Annotated in this window: 13 protein-coding genes; 10 read left to right on the forward strand and 3 right to left on the reverse strand. The window is 43.8% G+C overall.

Going from position 1 to position 18849, the window contains the following annotated elements; all coding sequences use genetic code 11:
- The first annotated feature begins 201 nt into the window (after window positions 1–201).
- The 6 genes from ACM0OZ_RS37900 to ACM0OZ_RS37925 all read left to right on the forward strand — a co-directional run bounded on the left by ACM0OZ_RS37900 (window position 202) and on the right by ACM0OZ_RS37925 (window position 8708).
- Entirely contained in the window at window positions 202–1062 is an 861-nt protein-coding gene (locus ACM0OZ_RS37900; RefSeq protein ID WP_414587999.1) for a helix-turn-helix domain-containing protein, read from the forward strand.
- Between the two features lie 51 nt (window positions 1063–1113).
- Complete coding sequence (locus ACM0OZ_RS37905) at window positions 1114–2079, forward strand: SDR family NAD(P)-dependent oxidoreductase (protein WP_414588000.1); 966 nt, start codon at window positions 1114–1116, stop codon at window positions 2077–2079.
- A gap of 165 nt (window positions 2080–2244) precedes the next feature.
- Window positions 2245–2787 (forward strand): nuclear transport factor 2 family protein, encoded by a 543-nt coding sequence (locus tag ACM0OZ_RS37910; RefSeq protein ID WP_414588001.1) that lies wholly within the window; start codon window positions 2245–2247, stop codon window positions 2785–2787.
- 29 nt (window positions 2788–2816) lie between these two features.
- Window positions 2817–3884, forward strand: a complete 1068-nt coding sequence (locus tag ACM0OZ_RS37915) for a heme-dependent oxidative N-demethylase family protein (protein ID WP_414588002.1) — start codon at window positions 2817–2819, stop codon at window positions 3882–3884.
- A 749-nt stretch (window positions 3885–4633) separates the two neighbouring features.
- Window positions 4634–6022 (forward strand): 3' terminal RNA ribose 2'-O-methyltransferase Hen1, encoded by a 1389-nt coding sequence (locus tag ACM0OZ_RS37920; protein WP_414588003.1) that lies wholly within the window; start codon window positions 4634–4636, stop codon window positions 6020–6022.
- 19 nt (window positions 6023–6041) lie between these two features.
- Entirely contained in the window at window positions 6042–8708 is a 2667-nt protein-coding gene (locus tag ACM0OZ_RS37925; protein ID WP_414588010.1) for a polynucleotide kinase-phosphatase, read from the forward strand.
- A gap of 107 nt (window positions 8709–8815) precedes the next feature.
- Here ACM0OZ_RS37925 and ACM0OZ_RS37930 read toward each other — a convergent pair whose 3' ends face one another.
- Entirely contained in the window at window positions 8816–8998 is a 183-nt protein-coding gene (locus ACM0OZ_RS37930) for a hypothetical protein (RefSeq protein ID WP_073630404.1), read from the reverse strand.
- A 26-nt stretch (window positions 8999–9024) separates the two neighbouring features.
- On the opposite strand from ACM0OZ_RS37930, the gene ACM0OZ_RS37935 reads away from it, so the two are divergent.
- Both ACM0OZ_RS37935 and ACM0OZ_RS37940 read left to right on the forward strand, forming a co-directional pair.
- Complete coding sequence (locus ACM0OZ_RS37935) at window positions 9025–9279, forward strand: hypothetical protein (protein ID WP_414588004.1); 255 nt, start codon at window positions 9025–9027, stop codon at window positions 9277–9279.
- A gap of 264 nt (window positions 9280–9543) precedes the next feature.
- Entirely contained in the window at window positions 9544–10857 is a 1314-nt protein-coding gene (locus tag ACM0OZ_RS37940) for a hypothetical protein (RefSeq protein WP_414588005.1), read from the forward strand.
- Window positions 10858–11345: 488 nt separating this feature from the next.
- On the opposite strand, the gene ACM0OZ_RS37945 is transcribed toward ACM0OZ_RS37940, so the two are convergent.
- Window positions 11346–11870 (reverse strand): DUF937 domain-containing protein, encoded by a 525-nt coding sequence (locus tag ACM0OZ_RS37945; protein ID WP_414588006.1) that lies wholly within the window; start codon window positions 11868–11870, stop codon window positions 11346–11348.
- A gap of 466 nt (window positions 11871–12336) precedes the next feature.
- On the opposite strand from ACM0OZ_RS37945, the gene ACM0OZ_RS37950 reads away from it, so the two are divergent.
- Entirely contained in the window at window positions 12337–13890 is a 1554-nt protein-coding gene (locus ACM0OZ_RS37950; RefSeq protein WP_414588007.1) for a YcjF family protein, read from the forward strand.
- Window positions 13891–14777: 887 nt separating this feature from the next.
- Window positions 14778–16592 carry a protein kinase domain-containing protein gene (locus ACM0OZ_RS37955; RefSeq protein ID WP_414588008.1) on the forward strand — a complete coding sequence of 605 codons (1815 nt, stop codon included), beginning with the start codon at window positions 14778–14780 and terminating at the stop codon, window positions 16590–16592.
- Between the two features lie 28 nt (window positions 16593–16620).
- Here the strand turns inward: ACM0OZ_RS37955 and ACM0OZ_RS37960 are convergent, their stop codons facing one another.
- Window positions 16621–18717 carry a tetratricopeptide repeat protein gene (locus ACM0OZ_RS37960; protein ID WP_414588009.1) on the reverse strand — a complete coding sequence of 699 codons (2097 nt, stop codon included), beginning with the start codon at window positions 18715–18717 and terminating at the stop codon, window positions 16621–16623.
- Between the last annotated feature and the right edge of the window lie 132 nt (window positions 18718–18849).

The raw sequence follows: 18849 nt of genomic DNA on the forward strand, positions 1-18849 counted from the left end.
CATATTTTCGGTTGTGTTCGGGTGTGGGGAAATTATTACCCTACCCTATGTCCTTTCTTTTTGAACTGTGGAACTCCGGCGGTTTTCGCGAAGTTCACAGAAAAACAGTTGCCAAATCTGCAACCGTTGGAGCGAAAAGCAGTCTTTTATGCTCTAAATAAGAATGACTTTTATCCATAGGGCGAGGCTCGAAACACATTGATGCACAACGCAGCAGCAAAGATTACCGTCAGGGCGTGGGAATCTGACGGTATACTTTTGGAGCAGTACACATACACTTCAGGTTCTGTAGAACCGCTCCCGAGACATTCCCACATCGAATATCAATTTGGTCTCAGCTTTGATTGCCAAGGTGAATATTACTATCGGGGTGAGTTGCATCAGATACCAATGGGAAATTTTAGCATCATTCACTCTGGTGAAGTTCATTCACCTAGCGAGAGAACATACCTACCAGCAGCAGCCAAGTTTTGGATGATGCATATCAATCCGGATTTACTACAAACTGCGGCTGCGGAAATTGCTGAAAGACCCACAAGTTTACCCTTTTTTCCCACAGCGTTTCTCCAAGATGAAGAACTAACTGATTTGTTTTTACAGTTGCACATTGCTTCAGAAAAAAATTTCTTCCAGCTTGAACAAGACACTGCTCTTTTGCTTTTGCTGACTCATTTAATTGTACGTTATGCCCAAGATTCTCCGTCGATGCGTCCACTGAAATCAGTACGTCCAGCCATTATGAATGTCTGTGATTTTCTGCAAGAACACTATGCTCGTAACGTGTCTTTGGATGAACTGGCAAACGTTGCAGGATTAAGCCGTTTTTATCTATGTCGGGCATTTAGCAAGGAAATGGGGATGACTCCACACGTTTACCAAATGCAAGTCCGTATTGCCCAGGCGAAAAGGCTGCTTGCGCAAGGTATGGCGATCGCTGAAGTTGCATTCAAAACGGGTTTCTACGACCAGAGTCATTTCGGCTGGCATTTCAAGCGCCTAGTTGGCGTTACACCAGGTAATTATCTGGGCAAGAGCAATAATTTCCTAGACAGACTTAGTTAAGTATGAAATATCTTTTTTTAGATTTTCTCCAAATTCTCAAGACAAAACAGCATGAGTAAGAAGAAATACCCTAGGAAGACAAACCCCATCACACGGCGCAGGCTGCTTGTTGGTGGCAGTACCGTGGCTGGACTAGCAGCAGTTGCTAGCAATAGCTTGAGTCAGCTATCAGCACAGCAACCTCAAACAAACAACCAGAATCAAAAGGCTGCAATGGGCAGACTCCAAGGACAAATTGCCTTTATCACGGGTGCAGCGCGAGGAATTGGACGCGCTTGTGCAGTGGCGTTGGCAAAAGAAGGAGCTGATATTGCTCTAGTAGACATTGCAGCAGACATTCCCAGCACTGGCTACAAACTCGGCAGTGAATCGGATTTGATGGAGACAAAACGGCAAGTTGAGGCAGAAGGGCGTAGGGCGATCGCCATCCAAGCCGATGTTCGTAATCTTCAACAATTGCGTTCTGCAGTTGCTAACACAATCCAAACGTTTGGCAAAATTGACATTGCCGTTCCCAATGCAGGCATCTTGACGATGGGAAACCTTGTTGACATGAACGAAGCTGCCTGGAATGATGTCATTGATGTTAATCTCACGGGTGTGGCGTATACCATGATGGCGGTACTGCCGCATATGCGTCAGCGCAAATATGGACGAATCATTGTCACCGTCTCATGCAACAGTCGGTGGGGATCGCCTGGTTCTCCTAGCTACAACGCCTCAAAGTGGGGAGCGTTGGGTTTAGTTAAGTCGGTAGCTTCTGAAGTGGCGAAAGATGGAATCACTGTCAACTGCGTTAATCCGACTGGAGTCGCCACTGCAATGTCACTACAGCCAAAGTATCGTGACCAGTTCTCCAAATTTTTAAGGACACAACTCAACGCTCAGGATCGCGATTTTCTTAAACCCGAAGAGGTTGCAGCGGCTATGATTTTCTTCGCAATGCCAGAAGCTTCTACGATTACTGGTGAAGCACTGGATATTGCTGCTGGAGCAAACACACGCTGGAGTGCTTAACGCCCTCAATTTCAAATTAGTAGGTCGGTACAAATAAAGTTAACGAGTTTCGGCAGTCCTTAGTCATTAGTCATTGGTCTAAGGCGCGGGTTTTAGAGGCTTTTACATTTCTTAACATAGTTCTGTTTATTTCTACCTATCTACTTTCCAGGGAGCAAAGAAATAATGTTTACTCAACAAAATCGCAAAGAATTTTTGAAGTTGACTTCCGTTGCAGGTTTGTCGTTTCTTATGGGTTGTCAAAACTTGTTTGAGCAGAAAACCGCAAAAGCAGCGCCGAATGCCACCCAAGACCATCCCAATGTGGCAATTATCAAGCGTTACTACGACGCCTATGGCAAAGGGGATATAGCGACTGTCCGAGAAATTTTTGCTCCCAATATTGTTTGGCGAATACCCGGACATCACCCTTTAGCGGGTGACAAACGCGGAGTCGATGAAGTTCTCGCGTTTTTTCAACAGTTAGGAAAAGCAAAGTTTAAGGCGGAAGTGTTGTTTTTAGGGGGCAATGATAACTACGTGGTTGATATCCATCGTGGATGGAGCAATTTAGGAAACGATGACATTGATGAGCTTTGGGGATTTCTGTTTCGTATTCAGAATGGTCGAATTGTGGAAGCGGTCAATTTCCCTGGCAATCAACATGCAGCAGATGCTTTCTTTTGGAGAGTTTATCAATTAAAGCCGATTCCGCAACGACTGGCTTGATAATATATAAAAAAATAAGCATACCAAAAATGGTTATGCAAGCACTTGCAGACAGTTTGTTCCAAGAAGCCAAAACAGTCGAAGCATCTAGCGCTTCGGCTTGTTACTTTCCCCTTGATAACGGACGGTACGAGGTTAAACCTGGTTTTATGCCTTTCGGCTCATGCTTGGGTAATGGTGAGGCTGACAAGCAGGTCTTTCAAATTGATGGTAACTTTGCTCACTATCGTCAAACCAAGCTCTTAGCTCGTGGTGAAAGGTTGAGCAAGTACTACCAGACGTGCAATTATTCTCATAGTGTAGCAGGTGCGTTGACGCGGAGCGGCTTGCCGTCAGGCATCGCCCGCCTAATTATTGATCGCCTCACCCAAGAACACCCCCACTACTTTCACAGCCAACAGCTCGCCAACGGCGACTTAGCATTTCACTGTCAGCTTACCGGAGAAATCCTCTACTTAGATGCAAACTACGAGTTACGACAAGTCGAGACTCAGGCTAACCAAGTCTTTCCACCTTACGCGTCCACTCTTGATGCAATAGCCGCCCAGGTACAGGAAGACATAACAGTCATTTGCCGTTGTGATGATGGTAGCAACTGGCTGAGTGCTGTTCATCTGTGCTACCCCAACCATTGGTCAGCCGAGGAGAAAGTTGGCTATGATTTTACCACAATCCATGCACCTGTGGCAGGTATGGAGAAAATTAATCGACGAGCGATCGCCATTGTTAACACGATGATTACGCGAGAACCGATGGTACGCTTTGCTTGGGGATTGAGTACCGATACCCGCCTAAACCATCACCCCGAACCACCTGCAAATGTATCAATCAACGACTGGCTAGGCAGACAATTTGACCGGGATAACCCCCGGCTGTTCCTGAGAATTGAACGCCAGGTGATTTGGGGACTGCCAGAATACGAAGCAGCGCTATTCACTATCCGCACCTACTTTAGGGATTGCAGGGAAGTCAAAAAAGATGCTAATTTGCGCTGCAAGCTATCCTCAGCCATACAGTCTATGACACCGGATTCGTTGGCGTACAAGGGTTTGGAGGAGAGTAAAGAAAATATTTTGGCATGGTTAGAGGAAGTTTGAGGTATTAAAAGATGCGTCTGGTTCAGGTGACATCCTCACTGCTTACCCGACTAGCAATCGCATTAGCACTTTTGGTTCAAGCTAAAGATCCAAACCCCACCTAGTTGCTGTCTAGGTGGGGTCTTAATGAACAGGAATTACGCAGTGAAACGAAAAATGAAGGTTTTGAACGAATGTACGGTGAAGGGAAATGTTTCAGCTGCGGGGTTCCCTAATGGGCAGTTGTTATCCCCAGTGAAGCAGCTACGCGTCTACGAATGTCTACAACGGAGGAAACCTGCAAGGACGGATGCCCTTCCGTTGAATCGACTGGCGTGCTAAAAGTGTAATCGTTTGCGCCCGTACGGGTGTAGGGAAAATGCCGCAATCCTCACTACACTTCCACACTTGACTCCTCACTCCCAGTCTTAACAAAAATTTTAGTGCGTAGGTTCAAGATTAACGGAAATCTTCAAGGAAAAAACCTGCCGCTACCGCGATCAGTTTCGATGCTCACAAGATGCTCCCTAATGATCTAGAGTGTTTCAATTCCATATACAATCAATGAAATGAAAAACAGGAAAATAGGGTAGTTCATCATCAATGCCAGCGGCAAATATTGAGCAAGCTCAATTCAAAGCCCTTTTGTAACAATTTATAAAGCAAAGTAATAATATTAACGCCTAAAAGACATGAAATTTTTCCGTAATCATTTGGCATTGAGCAGTAGTCATAATTATCCTCGCCAAAGTGAACCTCTGCACAAGTGAATGCTACTGCTGATTACGACCACATCTTACCCAGCAACGGATTTAGGGTACTTACTGCATAAACACCCGGATCGCTGCCAATCTTTTGCTCTTTCTTTTGGACAAGCGCACGTCTTCTATCCAGAAGCTAGTGAGCAACGATGTACTGCGGCGCTGCTTTTGGATATTGACCCAGTGAAGTTGGTGCGTGGACGGAGTGCAAATCTGGAACAATATGTGAACGATCGCCCTTACGTCGCTTCTTCATTTTTAAGTGTGGCGATCGCCCAAGTTTTCAGTACAGCACTTGCAGGTCGCTGCAAAGACAAACCAGAATTGACACAAACTCCGATACCCTTAGTTGCGAAATTGAGTGTATTGCCTTGTCGAGGTGGCGAAGGATTCCTGCGGCAGCTCTTTGAGCCGTTGGGCTACACTGTAACTGCCCAAAATCACATTCTAGATGAGAAATTTCCTGACTGGGGACAAAGCAAGTATTACACCGTGGAATTGCAGCATACCCTACCCCTTGCGGATTTACTGACTCATCTGTACGTATTAATTCCCGTATTGGATGACGATAAACACTATTGGGTAGACGATGACGAAGTAGAAAAGCTACTGCGTCATGGTGAGGGTTGGTTAAGGGCGCATCCAGCGCGGGAAGCAATTACCCGTCGTTACTTGAAACGACAGCACCGCCTAACTCGCGCTGCTTTAGCACAACTTGCAGAAGAAGACGAACTTGATCCAGACAGTGCTGAAGAAAGCCATGCAGAAGAAGAAGCAGCTGTAGAAAAGCCTATTAGCCTAAATCAGCAACGGTTAAATGCTGTAGATGCTGCTTTGAAAGAAAATGGTGCAAGACGAGTTATTGATTTAGGTTGCGGTCAGGGGACTTTGTTGCGTATGCTGCTAAAAGACAGCTTTTTTGAGCAAATTACAGGTGTTGACGTTTCCTATCGGGCGCTAGAGGTAGCACAAGAGCGATTAGACCGCCTGCACTTACCTAGCAATCAATCGAATCGCCTACAACTGATTCACGGCGCACTCACTTACCAGGATAAACGTTTCACAGGATACGATGCTGCTACGGTGATTGAGGTGATAGAGCATCTCGACTTACCACGCCTTGCTGCTTTTGAGCGGGTGTTGTTTGAGTTTGCCCAACCGAAAACGGTAGTGGTGACTACACCCAACATAGAATACAACGTTAAATTTGAGAACTTGCCTGCTGGAAAACTGCGACATAAAGACCACCGCTTTGAATGGACGCGCCAAGAATTCCAGACTTGGGCAAAGCAAGTTGCGGAACGCTTCGGCTACACAGTGCAGTTTCAAGCTGTAGGGCTGGAAGATGCAGAGGTTGGTTCTCCGACGCAGATGGGGGTGTTTAGCCGTGAAATTTGACGAACTCGACCGCAAAATTATGAAATTAAATATTCCCGAACTTTCCCTGGTTGTGCTTATTGGTGCTTCGGGTTCTGGCAAATCGACCTTTGCCCGCAAGCACTTTCAGCCCTTTGAGGTTTTATCCTCAGACTTTTGTCGCGGATTGGTATCTGATGATGAAAACAATCAATCTGCTTCCCATGATGCCTTTGATGTGCTGCACTATATTGCCGCAAAGCGACTGGCAGCAGGTAAAATGACGGTGATTGATGCTACCAACGTCCAACCAGAAGACCGTAAAGGATTCGTGGCATTAGCACGGCAGTATCATTGTTTTCCCGTGGCGATCGCCCTCAACTTACCAGAAGAACTGTGTCACCAACGCAACCAGCAAAGAAGCGATCGCCAGTTTGGTCCTCATGTTGTGCGCCGTCACACTCAGTGTTTGCGGCGTTCCCTGCGAGGCTTGGAAAGAGAAGGCTTCCGCTACGTCTACGTCCTCAATTCCCAAGAGGAAATTGAAGCCGTCGAAATTGAGCGTCAACCTCTGTGGAACAACCGTAAGTACGAACACGGTCCCTTTGACATCATTGGCGACATTCACGGCTGCTGCGACGAACTCGAAGCATTACTACAGAAATTAGGCTACCAGAAAGACACGGAGACAAGAAAAGTAGCCGAAGTTGCCGAAGTAACCTCTTTTTCCCCCTCATCCCCCTCATCCCCCTCATCTCCCTCATCCCCCTCATCCCTCCACTTCCCCACCTACTACCACCCCAAGGGACGCAAGGCTGTTTTTCTTGGTGATTTGCTAGACAGGGGACCACGTATCCTAGATACAGTTAAGCTTGTGCGAAACATGGTTGCAGTAGGTACAGCTATTTGCGTTCCTGGTAATCATGAAAACAAGCTGTTGCGTAAATTACGAGGTAAAAATGTCAAGGTCAATCATGGGTTAGAGCAAACCTTGGCAGAAATTGAAGCGTTACCAGAGGATATACGCAAACCCTTTACTAAAGAACTGTATGAGTTTCTCGAATCCCTCGTGAGTCACTACGTTCTCGACGCAGGGCGGCTTGTCGTTGCTCATGCGGGGTTAAAGCAGGAAATGCAGGGACGGGGGTCTGGTGCTGTGCGGGAGTTTGCTTTGTATGGCGAAACTACCGGAGAAATTGATGAGTTTGGCTTACCCGTTCGTTACAACTGGGCGGCGGAGTACCGGGGTGAGGCGATGGTTGTCTACGGACACACCCCTGTTTTAGAAGCCGAATGGCTCAATAACACAATTGATATTGATACGGGCTGTGTTTTTGGCGGCAAATTGACTGCGCTGCGTTATCCAGAGAAGGAACTCGTGAGCGTTCCTGCTGCCCGTACTTACTGCGAACCTGCTAGACCTATTAAAGGGTTGGGTAGAGAAATTCCAGACAACATCTCTACAAGTCTACAGCAGCAGTTAGATGATGTGCTTCATATTGAAGATGTACTTGGTAAGCGCATCATCAGCACCCGACTTTCGCCCAACATTAAGATACGGGAAGAAAATGCGATCGCCGCCCTAGAGGTGATGAGCCGTTTTGCTGCTAACCCCAAATGGTTGATTTACTTGCCACCCACGATGTCGCCTGTGGAGACATCTCAAGAAACAGGATATCTGGAACATCCAACACAAGCCTTTGCCTACTACCAAAACCAAGGAATCACTGAAGTTGTGTGCGAAGAAAAGCACATGGGCTCACGGGCAGTCGTCATTGTGTGCCGAGATGAAATAGTAGCCATGAAACGGTTTGGCGTGGGAAACGAGGGGATTGGTATCTGCTACACCCGCACGGGAAGGCGCTTTTTTGACAATCCAAACTTAGAAGCAGAATTTTTGGCGCGAGTCAATGCTGCCCTGTCCCAAAGTGGCTTTTGGGAAACATTCAATACCGATTGGGTTTGCTTGGACTGCGAACTCATGCCCTGGTCAGCCAAGGCACAGGGGTTGCTGCGGAAACAATATGCAGCTGTTGGGGTATCGTCACGCCTTGCTCTTGGGGATGCTGTAAGTGTGTTGCAGCAAGCACAGCAGCGCGGTGTTGAGGTGAGCGCCCAACTGAGTCAATTTCAACAACGTGCAGAAATGACACAGCAGTACGTCAGTGCTTACCGTCGCTATTGCTGGTCAGTGAATGATATATCCGACCTCAAACTTGCTCCTTTCCACATTTTGGCAACAGAGGGAACCATCCACACAGATAAAGACCATCGCTGGCACATGGAGCAAGCAGCGAAAATTGCTCAGTGTGACCCTGAGCTACTGCTAGCAACGACATACAAGGTGATAGATTTGACTGACCCCAGCAGTTTAGCAGAAGCGGTTCACTGGTGGGAAGAACTGACCACAGCAGGGGGTGAAGGTATGGTTGTTAAGCCGATGCAGTTTATTGTTAAAGGCGATCGTGGTATTGTCCAACCTGCTGTTAAGTGTCGCGGACGGGAATATCTGCGAATTATCTATGGTCCAGAATACTCAACGCCTGAGAACTTGCAACGTCTGCGCCAACGCGGGTTATCACTCAAGCGGTCTTTGGCTATGCGAGAATTTGCCTTGGGTGTTGAAGCGTTGGAGCGATTTGTTGTCCATGCTCCTCTGCGTCGTGTGCATGAGTGCGTTTTTGGTATTTTGGCGATGGAGAGCGAACCTGTAGATCCAAGATTGTAAAAACTTTTGTAGCCACTAGCTCATTTTGGGGGAAAACAAAATTTATCTGCAAGTCTTGTAACGTAAGTATTTTGAGGAGTAGATGGCACTTAGCCCTTTTAGAGACATTACTGGAAAGCTGGTTGGGAATTCATCCCTAAGACCAGTTGAATTGAAGCTCTGCTAGCTTCCCAAGTCGATTCCACCAAATACTCGCTAATAGTCGCCATCATACCATAGCTGCCTGGGGCTACCTCTAGTAGAATTTCTAATATCACCTCACAAATAATCGGCTTCCAGTAGATTCGCATAGCCTTGCTCCAACAACCATCTGAATATGAATACAGTGACATTTGACAAGTTATGCAGCCTGGCTTACTTTGATCAAAATGAGATTTTTGTCAACCGTTTACCCGATATTCTGCTATACATAGGACGCTTAAGCCCTGCAACCTACGCTGCATCTACTCTTCGACAAACCTTGCTTGAACCAATAACTGGTCAATTGGTAGTCGATTTGACTGCTTTAGTAGGATTTTCCCTGTTGACCTTTTGGTGGGTTGGTCTCAAGCTAGATTGGCGACAGCGGTAGATGAAATGCGAACTCAGCCTTGCAAAAGCCAGCCACAAGGCAAGATTCCGTATATGAAGCGCCGCCCACCTTTGCTACTATTGCCAAATAAAAACCCCTTAACCTAAAGCTAAGGGGGTAGAGAGTTACCTTGAGTGCCGGCAATGAGCGGCCTAATTGTTAATAGGTGCCACTGAAATCAACTTATGCATTTGGAGAGAATTCCACCTTGTTTGTCGGCGTAAGTCTTGTATTATTTACCAGTAGAAATTCATTCTCCAGCTTATGAGTCTCCGATTTGGTCAAAAACTCCGCCTCACAGTCAGTTTTGCTGCTTTATTATTTGTCGGTTTAGGCACTAGCTATTTATATGGTCAGTCAAAAACTAAACATCCAGCTACACAGAATTTATCCAAAACTCAGCAGGAATATTCCACCCTACCTCAACAGCAGACTTTTCTAGCCTCAGGTCAAGAGAATGCTTTTAGTTTTCAGCAAACATCATATGAAAGTCAAGACAAACAAAACACTCGTTCCTCTGGGCAAAAGTCAGGGTCAGCCTCAACATATTATCAAGTCATTGATGAGTTGCAAAAGTATAAATTTAGTGTTCAGAGCGGTCAGGTTCTGACTTCAGGAAAACTGCCTACTACGAAGGTAAATTTCAATCAAGCAGACTTATTAAGTGTTCTCTCCAATACTAGAAAATATTACCAAGACTACGCTTCCGAAGACCCAACTGTTCTACGTACGGGATTACTTGGCGCTCAAGGAGTTAATGTACAAGACATTCTCAAAACCTTGGATTTCATGATTTCTGTCTTACAGGAAGATATTGCCAATAATCGAGCGACTCGTTTACAAGATCCTAATTTTATCAACACCCATTTCCGTGTGATTAAATGGTCTGCATATAACTCTCAAACTCCCAATCAAAAACAATTGCGAATTACAAAGTATGCTGTTTTTACTCATCCAGGTTCTCATAAAAAAACATCTACTTTCAATACACCAATTTATAGCTTAAAAGACAATAGTGGCAGCAAATTCTACACGAAATATACAAAGCAGGATGTTTTGTCAGGCATTTATGAGCCAGGTGGAAAAGAATTTGGTAAGGTTGAACCACTTGCTTATCTAACTCGAGAGGGCTTAGAAGAAGCGTTGATGGAGGGAACAATACTGATTAATTTTACTGATGGCTCTAAAGGACTTTTTAATGTAGATAGAAACAATGAAATGCCTTACCTTAGAGGAGTCAAAGCAACAGCACAAAAGCGCTATTGGTATTTTAGAGAGGTTGATGCTATCAAAGGTTATGGATATAAGATAGATGCAAAAATTTCTATCAAACCAGGAGTGACTTTTGCTGGAGATGTCCAAAATATTGGTTTGGGTAGAGTGATTGTTCTTGAGTATACTAAAGGTGGACGCAAACAACTGCAACTCGGAGTCCTCTCAGATACAGGCGGAGCATTTTTACCCAATCTTCATCAACTCGACTTTTTGGCAGGGGTTTTTCAGAATCGAAAAGATTTTGACCAGCATATCAGGCAATTGCCTGAATATGCGACAGCATATATCCTAGTGAAAAAGTGAAATTTAACTCATCCCCCGGCTGTAAAAACAACGCGATCGCTCATTTTTTACAAAAAGCCGGGGGGAAATCGAAGTCCGGCGTCATTAGTTCTTAGTCATTAGTAGTTTTTCATGATTGTTCGTGCTTAATTATACTAATGACTATTGACCAATGACGCCGGACTAAGACGGGGAACGAGAAATCATCCCACCCGCTCGTTGGGGCGGGCTTTCTCGCCGTCTTTCCGGTAAAAAATCAATAAAAATAAATTTGGGATTTGAAATTCAATCCCAAATCTAGAATTGCAACCGCTGATTAACGCGCAATACGCTTGGTGATAAGAGTTGATCCTCCCTAACCCTCCTTAAAAAGGAGGGAATTAAGCCCCCTAATGCATCGGGGGTTGGGGGATCTTCCGTAATTGAACACCAGTAACTGAACTGTATTGGATTAAGGCGGATATTCTGGAAAATTATCTGCGTTTATCTGTGGTTCAAAATTCAAAATTTTACCGTCCCAAATACCGACTAGCCAGCTGTATGGCGTCCATAATATCAACATCGCCATCGCGATCAGAATCGAGAAAAGAATTCAACACAGGATTTCCTCCTGCTTGAGGATTTTGAGAATTTGAACCAGATTTCAACAGATTCAGCACCACAGGAACCAAAATCGGGAGTAATTGTTGAACCATACCTGCATTTAACCCTGTGCGCTGGGCAACAGTCTGAGCCAACTGCTGTTGTAAAAAAGGAGCGAAAAGTGAGTTAACCGCTTGAGGATTAGGCGAAGTACCGCCAAATTGATTTACCACATTTTGCGCTGCTTGGTTACCTTCTGTAGCTTGCTTTTCTTGTAAAGCAGAACGCACATAGTTACCCACAATCCCCAAAGCAGATTGCATTGTTGAGGGGTCTGTACCAGTGCTATTACTCACTTGCTGCACGGTATTGACAATATTACCCAATTGCCCGGCATTCCCTTGCTGATTGGAATTGTCAATTGCATTGATAATTTGGTCAAAAAGTCCCATGAGCTTTTTCTCCTTGTTGACTCATGCTAACTAAACCAAATTTTGACATACTAACTACTACTTGTTTCTGAGTATTTAGTAAAAGATAAGCTTTTTCTAGGAAATCTGCTGTAACAACACTCTTAGTCAAAATAAGTTAAATTTATCTACCAAAGTCATGGGGAATTTGCTGTTAAACTTTTCGCGGGTTTTTTTCAAAAAGCAGGAATCTATCTGAAAGTAAGTTACGCTAAATTTGATACATAATTAGCTCTTCGCTTTTCTGTAAGGTGGGCATTGCCGCACAATATCTCAAATGTCCATTACATAAGCTTTATGGGCAATGCCCAGCCGCAGATGTGTGGTCTAATCATAAGAATAAGCGCTCTCCTAAACGCAAAATGACTTTGTCAATACCCTGGTGAAAAACATTGAAACTATTAAGATGGAAAGCATCTGGGTACGTATCCTTTAGTTTGTGCCAACCATGCCTGTGTCGCGCATAGTCACGCTGATTGTTGGTCTCATCGTCATTCTGGGACTCAGCCTGTGGCTGATTGATTCTCTAAGTCGGCTTTACTGGCAATTCTCCTACTCAGCGCCGTTGCTGGGTAATCTGCTACTGCTGTTGTTCATTCTCCTTATAGCAGCTTTAATTGCCACGTTTGTCTACTACGTGTTCGTGATTGGGCGAGGCGAGAATCGTCAGCGCCAACGCAGACAACGCCCAAGCGTACAAGTCCCTGCTGCCAAGTCTGAGGCTGCGTCTTCTACTTTAGATGCTGTCAGGCAACAGGTGGCGCAAATTCAAGATGAAGTTGCACGCCAAGCTTTATTGAGTAAGTCGCGGGAGATTGAGACGAATTTAGCTGGTGGCGAAATTCAAGTTGTGGTGTTTGGCACTGGAAGTGCTGGCAAAAGTTCTCTGGTGAATGCAGTGATGGGGCGCATGGTTGGCAAGGTAGATGCACCAATGGGAACAACTCAGGTGGGGCAAACTTATTGTCTAAGGTTGAAGGGATTAGAGCGCAAAATTTTATTTACGGATACGCCAGGAATTTTAGAAGCAGGGGTGGCGGGAACTGAGAGGGAACAACTGGCGCGAGAACTGGCGACGGAAGCAAATTTACTGTTGTTTGTGGTGGATAATGATATCCGACAGTCAGAATTTGAGCCGTTACGAGCATTGGCAGAAATTGGAAAACGGTCTCTGCTTGTCCTTAATAAAACTGATTTGTATACAGACGAGGACAAAGAAGCGATTTTGGCGAGGTTGCGTCAGCGAGTGCGGGGATTGATCGCACCGAGTGATGTGGTGGCGATCGCCGCGAATCCCCAACCCGTACACCTGGAAAATAGCGAAATTTTCCAGCCTGAACCGGAAATTCTCCCCTTACTCCGGCGAATGGCGGCTATTTTACGGGCGGAAGGTGAAGATTTGGTGGCAGATAATATTCTCCTGCAATCTGTACGACTGGGAGAGGAAGCGCGCAAACTTATCGATGCTCAGCGTCGGCGTCAAGCTGATAAGATTGTAGAGCGATTTCAGTGGATTGTTGCTGGCGTGGTTTCGGTGACGCCTCTACCAGTGGTGGATATGTTAGCAACAGCCGGTGTCAATGCTCAAATGGTAGTGGAAATTGGCAGAGTTTACGGCTGTGAATTGAATTTGGAACGTGGAAAGGAATTAGCGCTGTCTTTAGGGAAAACTCTAGCTAGTTTAGGTATTGTTAAGGGAGCTATACAGTTACTGACTACCGCCTTGCAGCTGAATGTTGCGACTTTTATTGTTGGGCGGGCAATTCAAGGCGTGACAGCGGCTTATTTGACGCGGATTGCTGGGAAAAGTTTTATTGAATATTTTCGTCATGACCAAGATTGGGGTGACGGGGGAATGACGGAAGTTGTGCAGCGACAGTTTCAACTCAATCGCCGCGATGAGTTTATTAAGAAGTTTATACAAGAAGCGATCGCACGGGTAGTGAAGCCTTTGCAAGATTCTGAGGTGCTCGAAGAAGAAAATGAAAAGGCTAGGGACTAGGGGATTGGGGACCCTTGGATTGGGGATTGGCTTGGAGTCCCAAATCCTAATTAAAAAGTTCCAATTACTGGAATAGGGCTCAGTACAATCTCCGTCCTCAATTCCTCAAGGGTCCCCAGTCCCTAACCCCTAGTACAACGCGGCGTAAATAGGGCAACCATTTAAAATCCCTAAAAACCTCATTCCATAATACTTTTGACTTTTGACTTTTGACTTCCGCCTTGCGGTACTAGTCCCCAGTCCCCGTGAAATATAGCGCAACTCAATTGAATGAAGTAATTATTTATCTGTGTCCATCTGTACGGCAGTTGCTTCAACGGGGGGAACCCCCGCAACGCACTGCCTCGTCCATCTGTGGTTCATTATTTCTTTGGTGTACCTTACCCAATCGCAAACCGCCATATCTTTAGGTAAACAATCAGGTCACCAATTTAACAGAGTAAACCTCACGAAGAGGAAAAGCAACCTGATAATAAATTTTCACAGTAGAAATACTGAAGAGCTAAGATACACTAACTGGCACAGAGACCAGGTTAGCAATATCGCGAATATAGCGCTTCTGATTTGAATAAAATAATTATTTATCTATGTTCCACGAGTGTCCCATGAGTGGTTCATTATTTCTTTGGTGTACCTTACTCCGGGTTGCAAACTGCCATATTTGACAGCAGTGGCAATATTACATACTTCATACTTTCTTGACAATTTTTGTACTTTTACGTACGTATTAAAATCACCTTATCCGTAATAACAACTATAAAAAACAGACTCTTATTTAAGAACTTAGCGCTTTATTCTGTGCTGTTTTCATTTAATTTAATCAGGAATTCCGGAAACATGGGGCAATGTTAGAAAACCTATATAAGCAGTGACTAAGTAACCAGCTAATGACGAACCACATGATCGGTAAAATATTACAAGGACGTTACCAAGTCGTCCAAACCCTGGGAGCGGGAGTATTTGGCGAAACATACGTTGCTGTAGACATTGAGAATCCAGAGAATCCTAAATGCGTTGTTAAACAGCTCAAGGTTACCAGTTTCCAACCAAGCTACTTACAAACCCTTAGGTTACGTTTTCTTACAGAAACCGAAACACTGAAGCACTTGGGACACCATGAGCAAATTCCCGAACTTTTATCCTGCTTTGAAGAACATGAACGCTTTTATTTAGTACAAGAGTTTGTGGAAGGACATGCACTCACTGCGGAACTACCAATCGATCCCAATTTGGGTTATGTATGGAGTGAAAGTGAAGTTATTCAATTTTTACAAGATGTTCTATCGATTTTAGACTTTGTTCACTCTGAAGGTGTGATTCACTGCGACGTCAAGCCGGAAAATTTGATCAGACGCGCTTATAATGGCAAGTTAGTTCTGATTGATTTTGGTTCAATTCAGCCAATTGACTTTGAAATCGTCGATGTGCTAGTGCCTTTAGATCAAATTCCTGTCACTTCGCTAGGTTACATACCACCAGAGCAATTTGTTGGTCAAACACAACCTAACAGTGATATTTATGCTTTAGGCATGATTGCGATTCAGGCTTTAACAGGGCTGACACCGCTTCAATTGAAAGTAGATCCTCAAACAAATGAGATTATGTGGCGTTTTCAAAACACGCCAGTCAGCGATTATCTAGCTGCTGTGATCAGCCAAATGATTCGCTACGACTACAAAGAACGTTTCAAATCAGCAGGTGAAGTATTGCGATCGCTTGAGCAAATGCCGTTGGAAGGTTCACCATCGTACATCATAGATGTTGATTACACCATTTTTTCAGAAGAATATGAAAAAAATCACCCAGAAGATCAACTAAATGTCAAGCGCAGACAATCGCCATCTTCAAATGCCTCTCCACTGTTGACAGGAATGAAGGTGGGGTTGGCGGCTAATTCATTGGTGATGGGATTTGGAGTTTACTCCATAATACATAACACTCCAGTTTATTCAGAAACAGAAAAACTATATAAAGCAACTGAAGAATATCAAGGTGGGGATTTGGACGGAGCAATTGCTCTAGCTAAATCAATCCCCTCGAACAGTAATATTTATCCTGACGCGCAAGCTAGCATTGACGAATGGCAAAAGCAATGGGATATTGCAGCCCAACAATACAACGCAGCCCAACAAGCTTTCAATGAGCGTCGTTGGGCTGATGTAGTGCGTGCAGGATCTCAAGTTCCTGATATTTTGCATTGGCAATCACAAACAGATAAATTAGTTCAACAAGCACAAGCAAATCTTGAAGCACAAAGCAAAGATTTATTAGCCCAGGCTTATGAAAAAGCATCATTAAAAGATTTCAGTGGCGCATTAGATTATCTCAGTCAAATTCCCGAAGAAAGTTCTGCAGGGACAATCGTTCAACAAAAGTTAGCTGAGTACAATCATAAAAAGCAAGTTAGAGCTGCTTACTTGTTACAAAAAGCTTACAACAAAGCAGCAGAGGGTGACTTTGACGCTGCTGTCAAGTTTCTCCAACAAGTTCCCAAAGATACTCCTGTATCTGCTACAGCTCAAGCTAAACTGATAGAATATTCTCAGAAACAGCGCATTGTGCAAGTTGAAGGTGAAAAAATAGCTTCATCAAAAGCACCTGCTTCTGTAAACATGAATCAACCATTTATCAGCAACAGTTCTGCTACGAATATAAAATCTTTTGATTTAGGGAACCTATTACAAGAGGTAAATATTCGATAGTCAACAGTCAACAGTTAACAAACTTAACTTATGGACTGATGACTGTGGACTCGGGACTCGGAACTAACTGTTGTTGTGCTTGATTACGGGCGTTTATTGCTTGTTGATAATCTGGCTTTATTTTAATTGCTTTATCGTATGAGGCAATAGCTTCTGAATAACGTTTTACATTAAACAGAGCATTGCCTCTACTATACCAAGCTTCGTAATGTTTAGGTTCGTAATTAACTGATTTATTGTAGGATGAAATTGCTTCTTGGTATTTATTTAAATTGTAAAGTGAATTTCCCCGGTTATACCATACTTGATAGTTTTTACGATTCAATTCAATTGCCCGATTATAGGATGTAACTGCTTCTTCATAGCGTTTTATTTGATGTAATGACCAGCCGCGACCATACCACGCTTGATAGTTCTTGCGATTGTATTTAATGACTTGTTCAAAAGATTCAATAGCTTCTGGATAACGTTGCAAATTAATGAGTACATTACCTTTGGATAACCAAGCTTGGTAAAATTTTGGCTTGTATTGTACCGCTTTGTCATAGGCTGCAAGCGCATCTTGGTAGCGTTGCAAATTCACGAAGACATTGCCTTTGTTATACCAAGCTCTTTCAGAATTTTGCTTGAATTCAAGCACTTTATCATAAGCTGAAATTGCCTCATCGTAACGTTTTATATTTTGTAGCAACAATGCTTTATTGTACCAAGCTCCATAATATTCTTTATTCAATTCAATAGCTTTGTCATAAGATTTTAGCGCTTGGTCATATTCATTTAATTTAGCTAAAGCTTCTCCTTTACCATTCCAGACTTCCGGATAGTTATTTTGTAATTGCAATGCTTTGTCAAAGGACGCAATTGCTTCTTGGTATCTTTGCAACTTATTCAGTGTAAAACCACGCCCACTCCAAGCTAGCAAATAATCAGGCTCCAATTGAATTGCTTGATCATAAGCCGCAAGTGCTTCCTCATATTGTTTCAACTCATACAGACTTTTCCCTTGCCCATTCCATGCTTGAGCATATTCTGGTCTGATGTTGACCGCTTTTTCATATCTCGATAAAGCATCTTGATAACGTTGTAACTCGTATAGTGTGTTGGCTTGCTTATACAATTCGGTGGAATTTGCAGAATTGATACCATTAACAATATATATAGATGAACCTACACCTATCCCGATTAAACTCATGGCACCTAAAAACTTTAATACTATATTTTTTTTAGGTTTATTGATTGTTTTTAAAGGATTTTTTATAGGATTTTGCAATAAGGGAGAACTCAATGCCATTGTCTGAGATTGAGATTTGTTTAAATCATGCAAAGTTTGTAGGACAACCCCTGCAGAACTATAACGTTCCCGAAAGTCATAGCGCACCATTTTGTCTAAAACTTTAGCAAAATCCTCACTAACAGAGGTATGTTGCCATATAATTTCACTCGTCTCTGTATCTAAATCGAGTTGCTCAGGAGATAAGCCAGTGAGTGCTTGTATACCAAGTATCCCTAAAGCATAAATATCACTACTGTATTTTGGATTTCCTTGAGCTTGTTCGCTGGGAATGTATCCAGGAGTCCCGATAGCAACGGTAAATTTTGTTTTTCCATTAGGAATAATGACTTGGGTTGTGATTTGTTTGACGGCTCCAAAGTCAATCAAAACTAATTTGCCATCCGGCTTGCGTCTAATGATATTTCGCGGATTGATATCACGGTGAATGACCTTTTGCTGATGGACAAACTCTAAAATCTGTAAAATTTCTTGTAACAGGCAAATAACTTGGTCTTGACTTAAAGGTTTTCCTGGTATGATTTCTTGACTAAGGTCATGACCTTCGATAAATTCCTGTACGAGATAGAATTCTTGGTTCTCCTCAAAGTAGGCTAGAAGTTGAGGAATACGGTCATGAGTGCCTAATTGATACAGAACTTGAGCTTCTGTATCAAATAAGCGTCTGGCTGTTTGCAAAGTATCAGGGTCATTAGCTTGAGGCTTGAGTTTTTTGACTACACATTGAGGTGAGCCAGGTAAGTGAGTATCACAAGCAACAAACGTTTCACCAAATCCCCCTCCTCCCAAATGACTAATAATTTGGTATCGTCCAACAAGTGTATTTCCCAACATTTGGTTAGCCTAGTTTAATGCAGTACAGTCTGATTCCAATCTTGCCACAGCTTCTTTTATGGGTCGATGAGGGAGATGGGGATGAGGGAGTGAGGGAGTGAGGGAGTGAGGGAGTGAGGGAGTGAGGGAGTG

This window comes from Scytonema sp. PCC 10023 (assembly GCF_963920835.1).
Taxonomy (GTDB): domain Bacteria; phylum Cyanobacteriota; class Cyanobacteriia; order Cyanobacteriales; family Nostocaceae; genus Kalymmatonema.

Excerpts from the sequence above, each read along its gene's own strand:
- ACM0OZ_RS37900 (WP_414587999.1), top strand. The coding sequence starts at position 202 with ATGCACAACGCAGCAGCAAAGATTACCGTCAGGGCGTGGGAATCTGAC.
- ACM0OZ_RS37905 (WP_414588000.1), top strand. The coding sequence starts at position 1,114 with ATGAGTAAGAAGAAATACCCTAGGAAGACAAACCCCATCACACGGCGC.
- ACM0OZ_RS37910 (WP_414588001.1), top strand. The coding sequence starts at position 2,245 with ATGTTTACTCAACAAAATCGCAAAGAATTTTTGAAGTTGACTTCCGTT.
- ACM0OZ_RS37915 (WP_414588002.1), top strand. The coding sequence starts at position 2,817 with ATGGTTATGCAAGCACTTGCAGACAGTTTGTTCCAAGAAGCCAAAACA.
- ACM0OZ_RS37920 (WP_414588003.1), top strand. The coding sequence starts at position 4,634 with ATGCTACTGCTGATTACGACCACATCTTACCCAGCAACGGATTTAGGG.
- ACM0OZ_RS37925 (WP_414588010.1), top strand. The coding sequence starts at position 6,042 with ATGAAATTAAATATTCCCGAACTTTCCCTGGTTGTGCTTATTGGTGCT.
- ACM0OZ_RS37930 (WP_073630404.1), bottom strand. The coding sequence starts at position 8,998 with ATGCGAATCTACTGGAAGCCGATTATTTGTGAGGTGATATTAGAAATT.
- ACM0OZ_RS37935 (WP_414588004.1), top strand. The coding sequence starts at position 9,025 with ATGAATACAGTGACATTTGACAAGTTATGCAGCCTGGCTTACTTTGAT.
- ACM0OZ_RS37940 (WP_414588005.1), top strand. The coding sequence starts at position 9,544 with ATGAGTCTCCGATTTGGTCAAAAACTCCGCCTCACAGTCAGTTTTGCT.
- ACM0OZ_RS37945 (WP_414588006.1), bottom strand. The coding sequence starts at position 11,870 with ATGGGACTTTTTGACCAAATTATCAATGCAATTGACAATTCCAATCAG.
- ACM0OZ_RS37950 (WP_414588007.1), top strand. The coding sequence starts at position 12,337 with ATGCCTGTGTCGCGCATAGTCACGCTGATTGTTGGTCTCATCGTCATT.
- ACM0OZ_RS37955 (WP_414588008.1), top strand. The coding sequence starts at position 14,778 with ATGACGAACCACATGATCGGTAAAATATTACAAGGACGTTACCAAGTC.
- ACM0OZ_RS37960 (WP_414588009.1), bottom strand. The coding sequence starts at position 18,717 with ATGTTGGGAAATACACTTGTTGGACGATACCAAATTATTAGTCATTTG.